The following is a 14435-nucleotide window of genomic DNA, read 5'->3' on the forward strand; positions in this document are numbered from 1 at the left end:
AGCTCCACGATCGACGGCGTTCCGCACACCCAACCATGATCCAACCCGAACGCCCCAGGTCAAGCCGACCCGCCGACGAGCACCTGACCAGTCACCGCCCGACAAGCCCGCACCGAGCCGTGATCACAATCCCTGGCTGGAGCACTAGCTTGATTTTTAACCCGTGCGGCGTGGCCTCGGGTTATTCGAGTTCTTCGTTTTCTTCGTGCCGCCTTTCGTCTTTGTGCTGGTGACGATGTGGACGTCGTGGCGGGCTGCCGGGTGGTGGTTGGGCAGTCCGGGTGGTCGGCCGGGTCCTGGCCGGGAGGGTTTCGGTGCGCAGGCGGGATTGCCGGGAGCCTGTCGCACAGCTTTCGATCTTCGGCTGTCAAGAGTTCTTGCTGTCTATCGCCTACAGTGGATGATCATGTCGTGCCGTGGGATACAACTTCATCTCCTGCAGCCCGGACGACTCGGCGCCGATTAGGCATGACGTGCGTGGGTGGCTGCCGCCGCAGCATCTGTGCTGGCAGGTCCTGAAGGTCGTCGGTGAGCTCGACCTGTCCGGGTTCCTGCGGGGCTATCGTGCTGATGGCCAAGGCGCGGCGGCGTATCCGCCGCAGGTGTTGCTGGGCTTGGTGCTGTACTGCTACTGCAAAGGCGTGCGCTCGACGCGCAAGATCGAGGCCGCTTGCCTCGACGATGTGGGCTGCCGGATCGCCTCTACCGGTGACGGCCGGAGGTTCTTTCCCTGTCGGATACAGCCTTACCTGGAGATGGCGGATGTCGACTGAGCCCTGGGCTTTCGGGCCGGTGGGAGACCTCGCGTGGCGACACTTCCCGGAGGCCCGGGAGCAGATCGCGGACCTGGTCTGCACCGAGCTGCAACGCGCGATCGACGCCGACCGGATGCCGCAACCGGTAGACCAGTTCGAATAGCCGAGGAGTGAGCTTGATCTTTAACCTTTCTGTTGCTTGTGAGCGGTGATGCTCAGGGCGCGTTTGGCGGTCTTCCCCACGTCGTGGTGGGGTGCGGGCCGGCGGTTGCGGGAGCCTGGCGGTCGTCCTGCGCCGGGTTTGCCGGGTTTTGGGATACTGGCTGGCAGGGCGCCGGCTTTGCTGCGCAGGTGCCGAAACCCTCGCCGGACGCGGGCGGGCGTGAGTCGCTCGGGCGATGTTGGGCGTTCCCAGGGCTGGCGCAGGTCGGCGACGGCGCCTCGGACGAGACGCAGCTGGGTGTAGGCGGCCAACACGAGCCAGGTCCAGCGACATTCCAGAAAAGGACGACCAGAAAGCCAACCGGGCCCGCAAAGGGTCACGCGGTGGCCGCCCGCCCACGTTCCGCCCGCACTGCTACCGGCAGCGCAACACCATCGAACGGCTGATGAACCGGCGCAAGCAGTTCCGCGCCGTGGCCACCAGGTACGACAAGCTCGCCTGCCGCTACCGGACCACCGTGCAGATCGCCGACATCCTCATCTGGCTACGGGCGAAACCGGACCACCCCAAGCCATGATCCAGGAGACACGGCTAGAGCCGCCCACATCGATTATCGGATTACCGGTAATGACATTCCGCTAACTGGTGTGGACAAGGCCGGCAAACCGGACGCACATCATAATGACTGTTCTTGGGTAACAACAAAATGCGATATCGTTGTGACGTGTCCAAAGTGTGCAGCCGATGCGAGAAGACGCGACCGCTCGACAGCTTCATGAAGGCCGGACGCGAGCTGCTCTCGTGCGCCCCGTGCCGCGAGTACGCCCGCGCCAACAACCACAGGAACCGCAGGGCCAATCCGGACAAGGTCCGAGCCGACAACCTCTGGTCCTTCTACCGGATCAGGCCGCAGGAGTACGACGCGCGGCGCGAGGCCCAGGACTACCGGTGCGCCATCTGCGGCAAACACGAGAGCGAACTGAGGGTCAGGTCCCGAGGCCGGCCACGACTTGACGGGACGCCGAACTCCGAGCCGTTCCGCCTCGTCGTGGACCATTGCCACAACTCCCGGCGGGTGCGCGGCCTGCTCTGCGCCGAGTGCAACGCTGGCCTCGGCGCGTTCCAGGACTCGCCCGAGGCGCTCATGGCGGCTGCCCGCTACCTCCTCGCACGGGACGCGCAGCTCATGCCGGAATCGAGCCCTGCGATGGAAGCGTGATCTGGCGGGACGGTACGCGCTGGGTGACGGCGGCCGAGATCGCCGTCGCCCCCGGCCCGACATCACCCCCGGCCGCATCCGCGGCTGGGCCCGCGCATCGACAAGGGGTAGCACCGGACCGCCGACTCGGCGCGAGGACCGTCAGACGCGGGTGCACGCAGACCGCCGTACAGCCATTGCAGTGCGCAGCCCGCCCATGACTGGAAACCCAGCCGACCGCCAGTCCGCGGCGGGGTTCAGGTTACGAGCAGGCGAAGGCCGAGCTCTGCCGCGTCGAGAGCGACGAGGTCGCGGTTGCGTTCGGCCCACCGGCCCGAGACAAGGTCCGCACGGAGGCTGCGCACTGCCCGCTGCTCGGCCTCCGGGCCGACTCTGGCCCATACCGACACACCGCGGCGTACTTGATCGTCCAGGTATGCCTCGGGCCGGCGCCAGTAGGCCTCGAAGAGGCCGTCGGCGCAGTCCCACGGAATGAGCACCGGCTCCATGCGGGCTCCGATCGCGCGGGCCTGCTCGGTCAGCGAGGGTCGGCCGGCGAGAAGGTCTGCGACCTCGGGCAGGTAGTCGCGGGTGAGCCAGAACCGGCGGCGCCATCCGGTGTCACTGGCGTCGTGCGTGAACACCACCACGCGGCGGGCCACGCGCCGCATCTCGCGCAGCCCGGCGATCGGGTCCGGCCAGTGGTGCACGGTGGAAACAGCCATCGCGGCGTCGAAGGACTGGTCCTCGAACGGGAGGCTCTCCGCGGCGGCAGCCACGCACGGCGCTGCGTCTGCGGGGCGCTGCGCCCGCATGAGCGCCGACGGTTCCACTGCGGTGACGTCGCGGTCGCGGGGCTCGTAGGAGCCGGTGCCGGCCCCGACATTCAGTACCGTCCGTGCGTCGCCGAGCGCGGCCCAGATCCTTGCGGCGATCCGCGGCTCGGTGCGCCGCGTCACGGTGTAAGTGGCTCCGATGGTGTCGTACAACTGCCCGCTGGACATGTCGCTGCCTCCCTGGCTGTCACCATCCCACGCCGCGTGTGGGATGGCCTCGCTGCCCTGGATCGAGATCGATGGACGCCACGCCGAATCGCGTCTCACGGAAATGGCGCAAGCGACATCTCGGGTGACATTTCCATGAGAAGGCGACATGTGCAACGGGAACCTACACCTGAAATCTGAGCTGCCGATGGATGACTTGGCGGACGATCTGGCGGATTGCGGCCGGCCGGCGCGGCTCGGACTGTCGGTGCGGAGACTGGCGTCAGGAATGACCTTGCGCGAGTTGGGCGTGCGTTGCCGACCACCCGGTGCGCCCCTCCGTATCCTTGCCCAGGATCGGCACGACAGTCTCGACAGGGTGGTGCGATGGCGGGGCCGAGCCGACGTGACCTGGGTCGGGTGTTCAACGAGGTGCCGGAGCTCTACGACCGGGTCCGGCCGGGATACCCCGACGAGCTGTTCGCGGACCTCGTCGCCGTCACGGGCACGGACGAATGGTCGTCGGTGCTTGAGGTGGGTTGCGGTACCGGTCAGGCAACGCGTTCGCTGGCAGCGCTCGGATGCTCGGTGACCGCCATCGAGCCGGGCGCGGGAATGGCGGCACTCGCTCGCCAACGGGTCGCCACCTTCTCCAACGTGAGAGTCGAGACGTCGACGTTCGAGGAGTGGGCCGATCGCGGTCGACGTTTCGACGTCCTCGTGGCTGCCTCGGCGTGGCACTGGGTCGATCCGTCGATCGGCTGGCGGCGAGCGCACGACGTGCTCTGTCCCGGGGGCTGGATGGCGCTGCTCGGCCACGTCGTCGTCCGCCGGCCTGGGGAGCCGGAGGTGTACGCCGAGACCGCCGATCTGCACGAGCAGATCTCCCCCGGGAACCCCGACTGGGGCCATCCGCCGTTGGAGGACGACGTGCGCACCACCGACGAGGGCTGGGGACTGGTCGACGATTCCGGCGGCCTGTTCGGCCCGACGATCGTGCGCTGGTACCCGACCGTTCAGTGGTTCGACGGGGACGGCTTCGCCGATCTCCTTCGCTCGACGTCGCCGTACCGCAGGCTCGATCGCGACGTCCGTGAGCCTCTGCTCGACGCCATCGCCGAGCGCGTCCGCACGCGGATGGGCGACCGAGCTGCACGCCGTTACCTGAGCGTCCTGCGTGTCGGACGGCGCGTCGAGTGAGCCCGGCGTAGTGGGTGTTGACCGGCACGGCGTTGTCGTCGGCGTCGGCCCGGCGGGCGCCCTGCCGCGGTCAGGGTCGCTTCGGGTGGGCGCGTCCGAGGGCTCCGGCTCTGCCCCACCGTCCGGGGATGTGGAGCAGTTCGATCCGGCCCATGCTCGGGGGCACGGCCGGTCTGGTCACGAGGTGCTCGCCGCGTGGCTCCATGCCGAGCATGGTTCGCAGCAGGAGCAGGGGGGTGCCGGTGGACCATGCCTGTGGGCTGCACGCCGTGGGGTACAGCACGGGATATCTGGTCAGCGTCCGCTCGTAGCCGCCGAACGCCTCGGGCAGTCGTCCGTCGAAGTGTTCCGCGGCGTCGATGATTCCCTCGGCGATGTGCCCGGCCTCCTGGTGGAATCCGTAGCGGCGTAGCCCCCAGGCGATGAAGGAGTTGTCGAACGGCCAGACGGTGCCGACGTGGTAGCCGATCGGGTTGTAACGTCCCTCGCCGGTGGCGAGGGTGCGTACGCCCCAGCCGGAGAACAGGCGGGGTCCGAGCAGGTGTTCGGCGATCTTCGGTGCTCGGGATTCGTCGACGATGCCGCTCCACAGGAGGTGGCCGATGTTGGAGGAGAGGGCGTCGACCTGGCGGCCGTCGCCGTCGAGGGCGAGGGCGTAGTACTCGCCGTCGGAGACCCAGAAGTCGCGGTTGAAGCGTTGCTTGAGTTCGGCTGCCTGTTGTTCGAGGCGGTCGGCGTACGCGGGGTCGTGCCAGAACTCGCGGGCCAGCCGCGCGCCGCGGATCTTGGCGTCGTAGGCGTAGCCCTGCAGTTCACACGTCGCCCGGGGCAGGCTGGGCAGCCGGCCGTCCCGGAACGAGATCGAGTCCCAGGAGTCCTTCCAGCACTGGTTCTCCAGCCCGTTGCGCTCGTTGCGGCGCTGGTACCAGACGTAGCCGTCGCCCATGATGTCGCCGTACTCGTCGATCCAGTTCAGGGCGGCCCTCGCGGAACGCTCGAGATGCCGAACCGTGGCGGAGTCGCCGGTCCACCGCTCGTACTCGTCGAGCAGGATGACGTAGAGAGGTGTCGCGTCGGCGCTACCGAAGTAGGGCGCATGCGGCTGCTCCTCGAACGCGGTCGTCTCCCCGTACCGCATCTCGTGGAGAATCTTCCCCGGCTCCTCCTCCCGGAAGTCGTGCAGGGCAACACCCTGCCTCAGGGCAAGCATGTGTAGCGTCGTGGCGGCGAGGTCGGGCGCGAACGGCAGCGCCTGGATGCTGGTGAGGATGCTGTCCCGGCCGAAGATCGCCATGAACCACGGCAGGCCGGCGGCGGGGATGGCATGTGCGCCGGCGGCCAGCGGCGCGAAACGCAGCGCGGAGAGGTCAGCCAGGCTGCGCCGGTAGGTCATCGCCAACGTGGGGGAGTCGCAGGTGAGGCGGGGTGCCTCCGCGAGCCAGTCGGCCAGGTCCTGTCGTATCTCCGCTCGGGCCCGACCGGGTCTGCCCTCCAGGCTCTCCCGGAGGTCGCGCCCGCCCAGGCCCAGCGCCTGCACGTGCAGGTTGGTGATCCACTGACCGTGCGGTCCGAGCCGAACGTGGTACGTCAGCCCCTGCTCGTCGACTCGGGCCGGCACAGTGGACGAGACCAGGGTTTCCCGGCAGAACTCCTCCCGCTGGTAGCCGAGGCGTAGGCACCCGGCATCGATCCGCGTGTAGTACGTCCCGGACTTGTTCCGCACGTCCTTGATCTCGAAAAGGTCGGCGAAGTCGCTCTCGACGTCGATCCGGATCCGTAGGTCGACGGGCTTGGGTTCATGGTTGATCACCGTCAGCCGTTCGGTGAAGCTTCCACCGATGGAGCGGTCGCGAACGGCCGAAACACCGACGTCGACGAGCGGATTGGGCAGGGCCGGGACGACGACCATTCGGCTCTCGAAGAATTCGACCTCCTCGACGGTGAGCGCGTTGACGCGCTCGTCGTTGATGGACAGGATCCATTTCGACAGGAATCGCGTGTCGAACGAGAAGAAACCGGTCGGGATGGTGGGGGTCGCGTCGATGTCGCCCGTCTCCTCGCTGACCACGAACGTGTTGCCGTCCAGCAGCCGGACGAGGCCGTCGCTCATGCCACACGTCTCCGCTCACGGCCGAGATCCCGGGGGTGACGGGCTCCGGGCGGCGCCGGTAGGAGCCGGCCGAAGAGGCGGAACAGCCGGACGTCACCCTCCGTTCTGATCTCGTTGCGCAACCACGCAGGGTACATCTGTGACTGGCCACCGATGATCCGGTCGAAGGTCGCCCGGCTGCCGTGGAAGACACAGTCGGCCTTGCCCTCGTCCCGAGAAACGCGGACATCGCCCCGTTCGATTGCCACGAACCAGCGGTCGACGCCCTGCTCGTGCGTGAGATCGAACCGCATGGTCGCGGTGGCCTCCTCGACGAGGGTTTCGTGGCCGCGACGGGCGAGCGCCTGGAAGAAGCTCGTGGTGGGGTTCGACACGTCCGCCTCCCTCGAATGGGTGCCGAGCCAGGATGAGCCGCGTACCCACCCTGACCGGCAGCGAGGCATGGCCGCATCACCCGGATCGGGTGATTTCTCCGCGCCACTCGCGGCCGCAGCCCAGGTTGCATCCGATCCGGGTGAGCCAGGCGACGTCGCGCCCGGGTTCCAGGAGCGGTGGGCCGCCGCGGGAAGCGGTCAGGCGCGCGCGCCCCCGAAGCCCAGCAGGACGGCGAGGCCCAGGGCGCTTCGCGGGGCGTACGGCACCCGCCACAGGCCGCCGTGCGCCGCGGCGTACGCCTCGTCCTGCCACGGGTGCGGCAGCGGCGGCCCGCCGGTGCGCAGGGCGTGCACCAGCAGCGCGGCCATCAGCGTGTTGCTGGTGGCCGGCTCGAACACCTCGATGCCGAACCGGTGCGCGCCCGCGTACGCGGCAGCCAGCGCCCGGTTGCGCAGCACCGAGCGGGTGCGGGTGGGCGGCGCCACCGCGAACGACACGGTGGACCCGGCGTCGCGGGCCACCGTTGCCCGCCACCGTTGCAGCCGCTTCGCCAGCGCGTAGTTGGGCCCCTGCTGGGGGACCAGACTGTCGTTGACGCCGGGGTCGACGCCCGGCGGGTAGTTGCGATGCAGGAGCCTGCCCCCGGAGGCGACCCGCAGCGACCGGCGGACGATCCCGCGCGCCGCGTAGCCCCGTTCGGCGTGGCGTACCGCGTCGCCGGGGACGGCGAAGACGTCGGTGGGGGTGGCCAGGAAGGCGAGCGCCACGTCGTCGCGGCGGTCCTGCAGCCGCAGCGTGAGCGCGTCGACGGCCGTGGCGACCCGGACGTTGGTCGCGCCGTCGGCGTAGACGTAGTTGCCGAGCACGAGCCGGCCGTCGATGCCGAGCAGCCAGTCGGCCACCTGCGGGAGGTTGTGCAGCAGGTCGGCGCCGGCGCGGGCGGCCAGCGCCTCGTCGTCGGGGCCGGTGCCGGCGGGCACGGGCAGGTGGAGCCGGCCGCCGCCGCGGCGCGTCGTGTGCAGCAGTCGCCGCCAGATCTCCGGCCGCGGCAGGTCGACGGCGACCACGTCGCCGCCCCAGCGCAGCACGGACGGCAGCGGGCCCATCTCGGCGCCCGCGCCGAGCACCACGATGCGCTGGTCGCGCAGGTCGAGCCAGGCGGGGTTCGCCATGACGGCGCGTACGGCCTCGGCACAGGACGGCTCGACGACGCCGGCGGTGACCCAGGCGTCGAGCCGGCGGCGCAGGTCGTCGCCGCGCAGCCGCTGGCCCCGGTACGGCAGGGACAGCTCGCGCTCGACCTCACCGGTGCCGGCGACCGTCGCGGTGTGCAGCGGTGCGACGTCGGTGGCGGTGGTGAACACCTCGCCGAGGCCGATCTCGGTGCCGTCGGCGCGGACCACGGTCATCCGGCGGTGCAGCGCGGCGAGCCCGTCCCGGGCGATGGTGACCGCGGCGTCGCGGGAGAGCAGTCCGGCCTCGACGAGCCGCCGGAAGTGCCCGAGGTATCCGTGCCGCCAGTTCGTCTCGTGTTCGGCCGAACGCGCGCCGACCGGGTCGACGGCACGCAGCGCGTCGGCGACGACGGCCCGCCCGAGCGCGGAGGTGCTGCGCCCCGCGTCGGTCTTGGGGAACACCACCCCGGTCGGACCCTCCACGGCCACCATCCTTCCGCCCGGCCCGTCGGGGCCCGTCCTCGGTCGTCGGGTGCCACTCTGCCGTACCCGGTTGCGTGGCGCAGGGCGGGCCCGACGCGGGCGTACGAGCCGTGAGTCGCCAGAGCGGGCCCCCGGTCGCCGATCAGCCGCGGTGGCGTACCTCGGTGTCCCAGATCGCGGCCCACGGACGCCGCAGGCCGCGGCAGACCCAGATCGGCCCGCCGTTCTCGTCGTTGTCGACCTCGACCCGCTGGTCCACCCGGCCGGCGAGGGTAACCTCGGCGAACCAACTGCGCAGCCGGTCCGGCCGTGCGAACCCGACCGCGAGCACCACGTCCGCGGTTTCCGGGGGGCGGCCGAAGGCGGCCATGCTGTTGTGGCCGGAGTAGGCGGGCGGCAGGCCGCGCGCCGGGCCGTAGCGGGCCACGGCACCGGCCTCGCCGTAGTTGGCGGTGAGGATGACGGCCCGCTGTCGCTGCTCGGCGGGCAGGCCACGGTGGACGGTGGCGAGCGAGTCGGCGAACGCGGGCCAGCCGATGGTCTCGCCGGCGTCGTAGTTGGCGGCGACGACGAAGCCGGGCAGTCGGTCGGCGGGCAGGACCGGCAGCAGCAGCACCGCGCTGCTGCCGGCGGTCAGCACGGCGCCCCCGGTCAGCAGGGCCCGGCGCGGCAGCACGCGACCTCGGGCGGCCCAGCCGGCGGTGACGACCGCCCCGGCGGCGGTGAGCACCAGCAGCAGCGGGGCGTCGTAGTAGCCCTTGCCGCCGGCGAGCAGCACGATGGCGACCACCACCAGCCAGGCCCACCCGACGGCCCGATAAGCCCGCCAGGCCGGCCGGCGCAGCAGCGTCACCAGCCCGGCGACCCAGATCGGCACCGTGAGGGGGCTGATGATGACGACCTGGAGGACGAGCGCGTCGAGCCGGCCACTGTAGGAGCTGTCGCCGCCGGCGATCGAGGCGGCCACCGACAGCTGCGGGAAGTCGTGTGCCGCCTGCCACGTCACGGTCGGCGCGGCGAGCAGCAGGAAGACGGCGGCGGCAGCGAGCACCCACCGGTCGCGCAGGAGCGGCCGCGGCCCGGCGATCAGGAGCCCGGCCAGCAGGCCCACGGCGAGCAGGGCCGGCAGCAGCTTGTTGAGCATGCCGACGCCGAGCGCGAGCCCGACGCCAAGAGCCCAACGGCTGTCGCCGGTGCGCAGCAGCCGCACCGTGCCCAGCGCGGCGGCCAACCAGACCAGCAGGTCGACGCTGGTGGTGCTGAGCAGGTGACCGCCGGCGAGGACGATGCCGGCGGTCGCGGCGAGAAACGCGGCGTAGGTCTGCGCGCCTCGCCCGGCGCCGAACTCACGGGCGATCGCGGCGACCAGCAGGACCGCCGCGCCGCCGATCACCGCCGACGGGGTGCGCAGCGCCACCAGGCTGCCCGGGGCGATCGTGTCCATCAGCCGGGCCAGCGCCGGGACCAGGGGGCCCTGGTCGACGTAGCCCCAGTCGAGATGCCGGCCGCAGAGCAGGAAGTACAGCTCGTCGCGGTGGTAGCCGTAGCGGCCGGAGAGCAGCAGGAGCACTGCCGTCGTGGCCGCCGCGACCGCCCAGGGGCCGGTGGCCCGAGGCCCACGTGGGGTGGGACGGCCGTCCGCGGGCGTCGCGCGGCGGGGTGCCCGGGCGGCGACGTCAGCGACGGGATCGACCATCCGCACATCATGGCCCCGCAGGGCCGGCCCGCGCTGCCCCGTCGGCGTGGATCCTGCGGGCGTCCGCGCCGGCCTCCCGGGCGGGTCAGGTCCGCGTCGGGACGCGCAGTCGGCCGTCGACCATCTCGGCGACCTCGTCGACGCGGTCGAGGTGCCCCCGGTCGTGGGTGACCAGGACGGTGGCGGTGCCGCGCTGCCGGGTGAGTTCGGTGAGCAGATCGATGATCGCCGCGCCGCGCTCGTGGTCGAGCGCGCTGGTGGGCTCGTCGACGAGCAGCACCGCCGGGTCGTTCATCAGGGCGCGGGCGATGTTGACCCGCTGGCGTTGCCCGCCGGAGAGCTGGTGCGGGCGGCGGTCGGCCTGCCCGGTCAGCCCTACCGCGGCCAGCAACCGGGCGGCGCGGTCGCGCCCGGCGCGGCGGGAGCCGCCGCTGAGGTGGGCGATCACCTGCAACTGTTCGGCGGCGGTCAGCGAGGCGATGAGGTTGGGCTGCTGGAAGACGATTCCGACCTTCGCGCGTCGCAGGGCGGTGGTCTGCCGCCGGCTGAGGCCGGTGGCGTCGGTGCCGGCGATGACGACCCGGCCCGAGTCGGGGGTGATCAGGGTGGCGGCCACCGCCAGCAGGCTGGACTTGCCGGATCCGGACGGGCCGATGACGGCGGTGGTGGTGCCGGCCGGCACGCTCAGGCTGACCCGGTCGAGCGCGGTCAGCCGGGTGTCCCCGTCGGGGTAGGTCAGCGTGACGTCGGACAGGTCGAGGCTCATCGGGCACTCCCCAGGGCGGTCAGCGGGTCGACGGAGGTGATGCGGCGGACGGAGAGGGCGGCGCCGGCCGCGCCGAGCGCGATCGTCACGGCGGCCGGCAGCAGGACGGATCCGGCGGTGAGCGCGAACGGCACGGCGCCGGCCGCCGCGGCGCCGATCGCGACGGCGAGCCCGGTGCCGACGGCCGTGCCGGCGAGCAACAGCGCCAGGGCCTGCCCGAGGGCGTCGCGCAGCAGGTGGCCGGTGGTGGCGCCGAGCGCCTTCAGCACGGCGATGTCGGGGCCGCGCTGGATGGTCCACACGGTGAAGAACGCGCCGATGACCAGGGCGGAGATCGCGAACAGCATGCCGCGCATGAGCTGGAGCGAGCCGTTCTCGGCGGTGTGCGAGCCGATCGCGGACAGCGCTGCCGTACGGGTCACGGTGCGGGTGTCCAGCTGTCGGTCGGCGTCGGCCAGGTTGGCGTCGGGGGCGGTGGTCAGCGCGATGACGGTGGCGGAGTCGGCGGCGGCGCCGGGGGCCAGGTGCTGCCAGTCGGCCAGGTCGGTCCAGATGACCGGGGTGTGGCTGTGGGAGGCGTCGCCGGCCACCGCGGCGACGGTCAGTCGCCGACCGCCGACGACCACGTCCTGGCCCGGCCGGGCGTCCAGGGCCTCGGCCGCACCCTGGGACAGCACGGCCTGCCCGGCGGCGACGGTGCCGGGGGCCAGGTGCGAGTCGGACGTGACGCCGAACGCGGACAGCGCGGCGGTGCGGTCGCCGGCGCTGACCCTGGTGGTCGTGATGCCGAGTGGGGCGGCGCTGCGCACCCCCGGGACGGCCCGCCAGCGCAGCCACTGCTCCCGGGTGACGGTCGACTCGGTGAAGGAGAGCTTCTGCCCGTCGGCCGGAGCGGAGAACACCAGGTGGTCGGCGGGCAGGTCGGTGATGGCCGAGGTGCTGTCCCGGCCCAGCCCGGCGGTCAGGCCGGACAGCAGGACGACCAGCAGCGTCATCAGCGTCACGACCGTTCCCATCAGGGCGAACCGGCCCTTGGCGAACCGCAGATCTCTCCACGCGACGAACACGAGGGCAGCAACCTTCCGTTGGTGGGCGGGGCCGCGGCGGCGGCCCGGCACCAACCCTCGCCCGGTCCACGCGGGTCGGCATCGCGCCGCGGATCGGGCCCGTGGCGTCGAAGTACGCACGTCAGGATCAACCCTTTGGTTGATGGCGTCGGCCGTGCACGCCCTAGCCTGGAGTCATCGTGAACCCGGAATCGCTCACCCGGCCGCTGCGCGTGCTGCGCGTCTGCCTGCACCTGCTGGTCGGGGGTCTGCTCGTGCTGGTCGCCGGACGTGCCCTGGCGGGGCAGGCGCCGGACCGCTCCGCCGTGCTCGCGGCGTCGGCGGCGCTGGCCGTCGGCTACGCCGTCGGTGCCGCGTTGCCGCCGGTCCGCCGGTCCCGTCGCGCGGCGGCGGCGTGGCTGGCGGCGCTGACCGTCGGGTGGCTGGTGCTGCTCGGCCTGACCCCGGACGGGGTGTGGCTCGCGTTCCCCCTGTTCCTGCTGCACCTGCACCTGCTGCCGGTCCGGTGGGGGCTCGTCGCGGTGGCGGCGACGACGGTGGCGGCGGTGGGTGGCGTGGTCGCCCACCAGGGGGGCGTCACGCCGGGCGTGGTGCTCGGGCCGGTCCTCGGCGCCGCCGTCTCCGTCGGCACGGTGCTGGGCTACCAGGCGTTGTACCGGGAGAGCGAACACCGCCGGCGGTTGATCGAGCAGCTGACCGCCACTCGCAGCGAACTGGCCGCCGCCGAGCACGCCGCCGGCGTCCTGGCCGAACGCGAACGCCTGGCCCGCGAGATCCACGACACCCTCGCGCAGGGGCTGTCCAGCATCCAACTGCTGCTGCGCGCCGCCCAGCGGGCCCTGCCGGAGCGGCTCGACGTCGCCGGCGACCACGTCGAGCAGGCCCGCCGGACGGCGCAGGACAACCTGGTGGAGGCCCGACGGTTCGTGCGTGCCCTGGCGCCGCCCGGTCTCGACGGCGGCTCGCTGCCGGCGGCGCTGCGGCGGCTGTGCGCCACGACCGCCGCCCGGTCGGGGCTGGCGGTGGACTGTGACCTCGACGGGACGGCGGTGCGTCTGCCGACCCCGCACGAGGTGGCGCTGCTGCGCATCGCCCAGTCCGCGTTGGCCAACGCCGTGCGCCACGCCGGGGCCACCCGCGTCGAGGTGACGCTGCGGTACCAGGAGGACGGCGTCGTCCTGGCCGTGGTCGACGACGGCAGCGGCTTCGACCCCGGCGCCGTCGCCGGTCGCGGGGACGGCGGGTTCGGGCTGGCGGCGATGCGGGCGCGGGCCGAGGAGCTGGGTGGCACGCTGACCGTGGAGTCGACGCCCGGCCGGGGCACCGCGCTGACCGTCGCCTTCGCCCGCCCGTACGCCGGGGCACCGGCGGGCGCATGAGCGATCCGATCCGGCTGCTGCTGGCCGACGACCACCCGGTCGTCCGGGCCGGCCTGCGCGCCGTCCTCGCCACCGAACCCGACCTCGAGGTGGTCGCCGAGGCCGCCACCGCCGAGCAGGCCGTCGCGCTCGCCGAACGGGACCGGGTGGACGTGGTGCTGATGGACCTGCAGTTCGGTGCGGGCATGCACGGCGCCGAGGCCACCGCCGCCATCACCGCGCGCGCGGGCGGCCCGGTCGTGCTGGTGCTGACCACGTACGACACGGACGCCGACATCCTCGCCGCGGTCGAGGCCGGCGCGTCGGGGTACCTGCTCAAGGACGCCCCGCCCGAGGAACTCGCCGCGGCGGTGCGCGCCGCCGCGGCCGGCAGGTCGGCTCTCGCCCCGGCGGTCGCCCACCGGCTGATGGACCGGATGCGCGCCCCGGGCACCGCGCTGAGCCGACGCGAGACCGAGGTCCTCCAGCTCGTCGCCGACGGGCTGTCCAACCAGCAGATCAGCCGGCGGCTGCACGTCAGCCACGCCACCGTCAAGACGCACCTGGTCCACGTCTACGGCAAGCTCGGGGTCGACTCCCGCACCGCCGCCGTCGCCGCCGCCCGGGCCCGCGGGTTGATCCGCCGCTGACCGGCGGGCGACGTCGGGGGCTGACAGGAGTCGCCGCGCGCCGCGAGGATGACCGGGTGAGAAACGAGCCGATCGGGCTGGCGAGCGCGCTCGCCAGCTTCACCGAGCTGTGGAGCCCGCGCGTCGTCACCCGGGTCAACGACTACGACGTGCGGATCGCGAAGGTCGCCGGCGAGCACGTCTGGCACGCGCACGACGACACCGACGAGTTCTTCCTGGTGCTGCAGGGCGAGCTGCGCATCGCCCTGCGCGACGGCGACGGTGGCGCCGAGCGGGAGGTGGTGCTGCCCCGGGGCGCGGTGCACGTGGTGCCGCGCGGGGTGGAGCACCGCCCGTCGTCGCCGGGTGGCGCGTCGATCCTGATGTTCGAGCCGTCGGGCACCTCCAGCGTCGGGGACCGGCACGACCCGGTCCCCGACCACGTGGACGCCACGACGGGTCACCCGCTGTGACCGT

Annotated in this window: 14 protein-coding genes and 2 pseudogenes; 8 read left to right on the top strand and 8 right to left on the bottom strand. The window is 72.2% G+C overall.

Features of this window, described 5'->3' with window-relative positions; all coding sequences use genetic code 11:
• Positions 1-416 precede the first annotated feature (416 nt).
• On the top strand, positions 417-773 hold the full coding sequence (locus tag AB0G14_RS14270) for a transposase (protein WP_357697270.1): 357 nt from the start codon (positions 417-419) through the stop codon (positions 771-773).
• Positions 763-918 carry a hypothetical protein gene (locus tag AB0G14_RS14275; RefSeq protein WP_357697272.1) on the top strand — a complete coding sequence of 52 codons (156 nt, stop codon included), beginning with the start codon at positions 763-765 and terminating at the stop codon, positions 916-918. Before AB0G14_RS14270 ends, AB0G14_RS14275 begins: the two co-directional genes overlap by 11 nt.
• A 20-nt stretch (positions 919-938) precedes the next feature.
• On the opposite strand, the pseudogene AB0G14_RS14280 reads toward AB0G14_RS14275, so the two are convergent.
• A pseudogene (locus tag AB0G14_RS14280) lies at positions 939-1247 on the bottom strand (transposase); the annotation flags it as partial.
• 116 nt (positions 1248-1363) lie between these two features.
• On the opposite strand from AB0G14_RS14280, the gene AB0G14_RS14285 reads away from it, so the two are divergent.
• Positions 1364-1495 carry a hypothetical protein gene (locus AB0G14_RS14285; RefSeq protein ID WP_357697274.1) on the top strand — a complete coding sequence of 44 codons (132 nt, stop codon included), beginning with the start codon at positions 1364-1366 and terminating at the stop codon, positions 1493-1495.
• Positions 1496-1642: 147 nt separating this feature from the next.
• Positions 1643-2137: an endonuclease VII domain-containing protein gene (locus AB0G14_RS14290; protein ID WP_357697276.1), complete on the top strand. Its 495-nt coding sequence runs from the start codon at positions 1643-1645 to the stop codon at positions 2135-2137.
• Positions 2138-2373: 236 nt separating this feature from the next.
• On the opposite strand, the pseudogene AB0G14_RS14295 reads toward AB0G14_RS14290, so the two are convergent.
• Positions 2374-3108 (bottom strand): annotated as a pseudogene (locus tag AB0G14_RS14295) (class I SAM-dependent methyltransferase); the annotation flags it as partial.
• A 411-nt stretch (positions 3109-3519) separates the two neighbouring features.
• Between AB0G14_RS14295 and AB0G14_RS14300 the strand changes: the two are divergent.
• On the top strand, positions 3520-4299 hold the full coding sequence (locus AB0G14_RS14300) for a class I SAM-dependent methyltransferase (RefSeq protein WP_357697278.1): 780 nt from the start codon (positions 3520-3522) through the stop codon (positions 4297-4299).
• A 70-nt stretch (positions 4300-4369) separates the two neighbouring features.
• Here AB0G14_RS14300 and AB0G14_RS14305 read toward each other — a convergent pair whose 3' ends face one another.
• The 6 genes from AB0G14_RS14305 to AB0G14_RS14330 form a co-directional block, all read right to left on the bottom strand.
• Positions 4370-6409, bottom strand: a complete 2040-nt coding sequence (locus tag AB0G14_RS14305) for a glycogen debranching N-terminal domain-containing protein (RefSeq protein ID WP_357697280.1) — start codon at positions 6407-6409, stop codon at positions 4370-4372.
• Positions 6406-6783, bottom strand: coding sequence for an SCP2 sterol-binding domain-containing protein (locus tag AB0G14_RS14310; protein ID WP_357697282.1), 378 nt, complete (start codon positions 6781-6783; stop codon positions 6406-6408). Before AB0G14_RS14310 ends, AB0G14_RS14305 begins: the two co-directional genes overlap by 4 nt.
• A gap of 198 nt (positions 6784-6981) precedes the next feature.
• Positions 6982-8442: a hypothetical protein gene (locus AB0G14_RS14315; protein WP_357697284.1), complete on the bottom strand. Its 1461-nt coding sequence runs from the start codon at positions 8440-8442 to the stop codon at positions 6982-6984.
• 142 nt (positions 8443-8584) lie between these two features.
• On the bottom strand, positions 8585-10138 hold the full coding sequence (locus AB0G14_RS14320) for a glycosyltransferase family 39 protein (RefSeq protein ID WP_357697286.1): 1554 nt from the start codon (positions 10136-10138) through the stop codon (positions 8585-8587).
• Positions 10139-10223: 85 nt separating this feature from the next.
• Positions 10224-10904: an ABC transporter ATP-binding protein gene (locus AB0G14_RS14325; RefSeq protein ID WP_357697288.1), complete on the bottom strand. Its 681-nt coding sequence runs from the start codon at positions 10902-10904 to the stop codon at positions 10224-10226.
• Positions 10901-11971: an ABC transporter permease gene (locus tag AB0G14_RS14330; RefSeq protein WP_357697290.1), complete on the bottom strand. Its 1071-nt coding sequence runs from the start codon at positions 11969-11971 to the stop codon at positions 10901-10903. Before AB0G14_RS14330 ends, AB0G14_RS14325 begins: the two co-directional genes overlap by 4 nt.
• 179 nt (positions 11972-12150) lie before the next feature.
• Between AB0G14_RS14330 and AB0G14_RS14335 the strand changes: the two genes are divergently transcribed.
• The 3 genes from AB0G14_RS14335 to AB0G14_RS14345 are packed head-to-tail and all read left to right on the top strand — an operon-like array spanning position 12151 to position 14431.
• Positions 12151-13350, top strand: a complete 1200-nt coding sequence (locus AB0G14_RS14335) for a sensor histidine kinase (protein WP_357697292.1) — start codon at positions 12151-12153, stop codon at positions 13348-13350.
• Entirely contained in the window at positions 13347-13979 is a 633-nt protein-coding gene (locus AB0G14_RS14340) for a response regulator transcription factor (protein WP_350705532.1), read from the top strand. Before AB0G14_RS14335 ends, AB0G14_RS14340 begins: the two co-directional genes overlap by 4 nt.
• A gap of 56 nt (positions 13980-14035) precedes the next feature.
• Positions 14036-14431, top strand: coding sequence for a cupin domain-containing protein (locus AB0G14_RS14345; protein ID WP_357697294.1), 396 nt, complete (start codon positions 14036-14038; stop codon positions 14429-14431).
• The last annotated feature ends 4 nt before the right edge of the window (positions 14432-14435 follow it).

The organism is Micromonospora sp. NPDC023814 (genome assembly GCF_040639595.1).
Classification (GTDB): domain Bacteria; phylum Actinomycetota; class Actinomycetes; order Mycobacteriales; family Micromonosporaceae; genus Micromonospora.

Bases quoted from the DNA above. Each gene is read 5' to 3' on its own strand.
- AB0G14_RS14340 (WP_350705532.1), top strand. From the start codon at position 13,347: ATGAGCGATCCGATCCGGCTGCTGCTGGCCGACGACCACCCGGTCGTC.
- AB0G14_RS14325 (WP_357697288.1), bottom strand. From the start codon at position 10,904: ATGAGCCTCGACCTGTCCGACGTCACGCTGACCTACCCCGACGGGGAC.
- AB0G14_RS14320 (WP_357697286.1), bottom strand. From the start codon at position 10,138: ATGGTCGATCCCGTCGCTGACGTCGCCGCCCGGGCACCCCGCCGCGCG.
- AB0G14_RS14285 (WP_357697274.1), top strand. From the start codon at position 1,364: ATGAACCGGCGCAAGCAGTTCCGCGCCGTGGCCACCAGGTACGACAAG.
- AB0G14_RS14305 (WP_357697280.1), bottom strand. From the start codon at position 6,409: ATGAGCGACGGCCTCGTCCGGCTGCTGGACGGCAACACGTTCGTGGTC.
- AB0G14_RS14275 (WP_357697272.1), top strand. From the start codon at position 763: ATGTCGACTGAGCCCTGGGCTTTCGGGCCGGTGGGAGACCTCGCGTGG.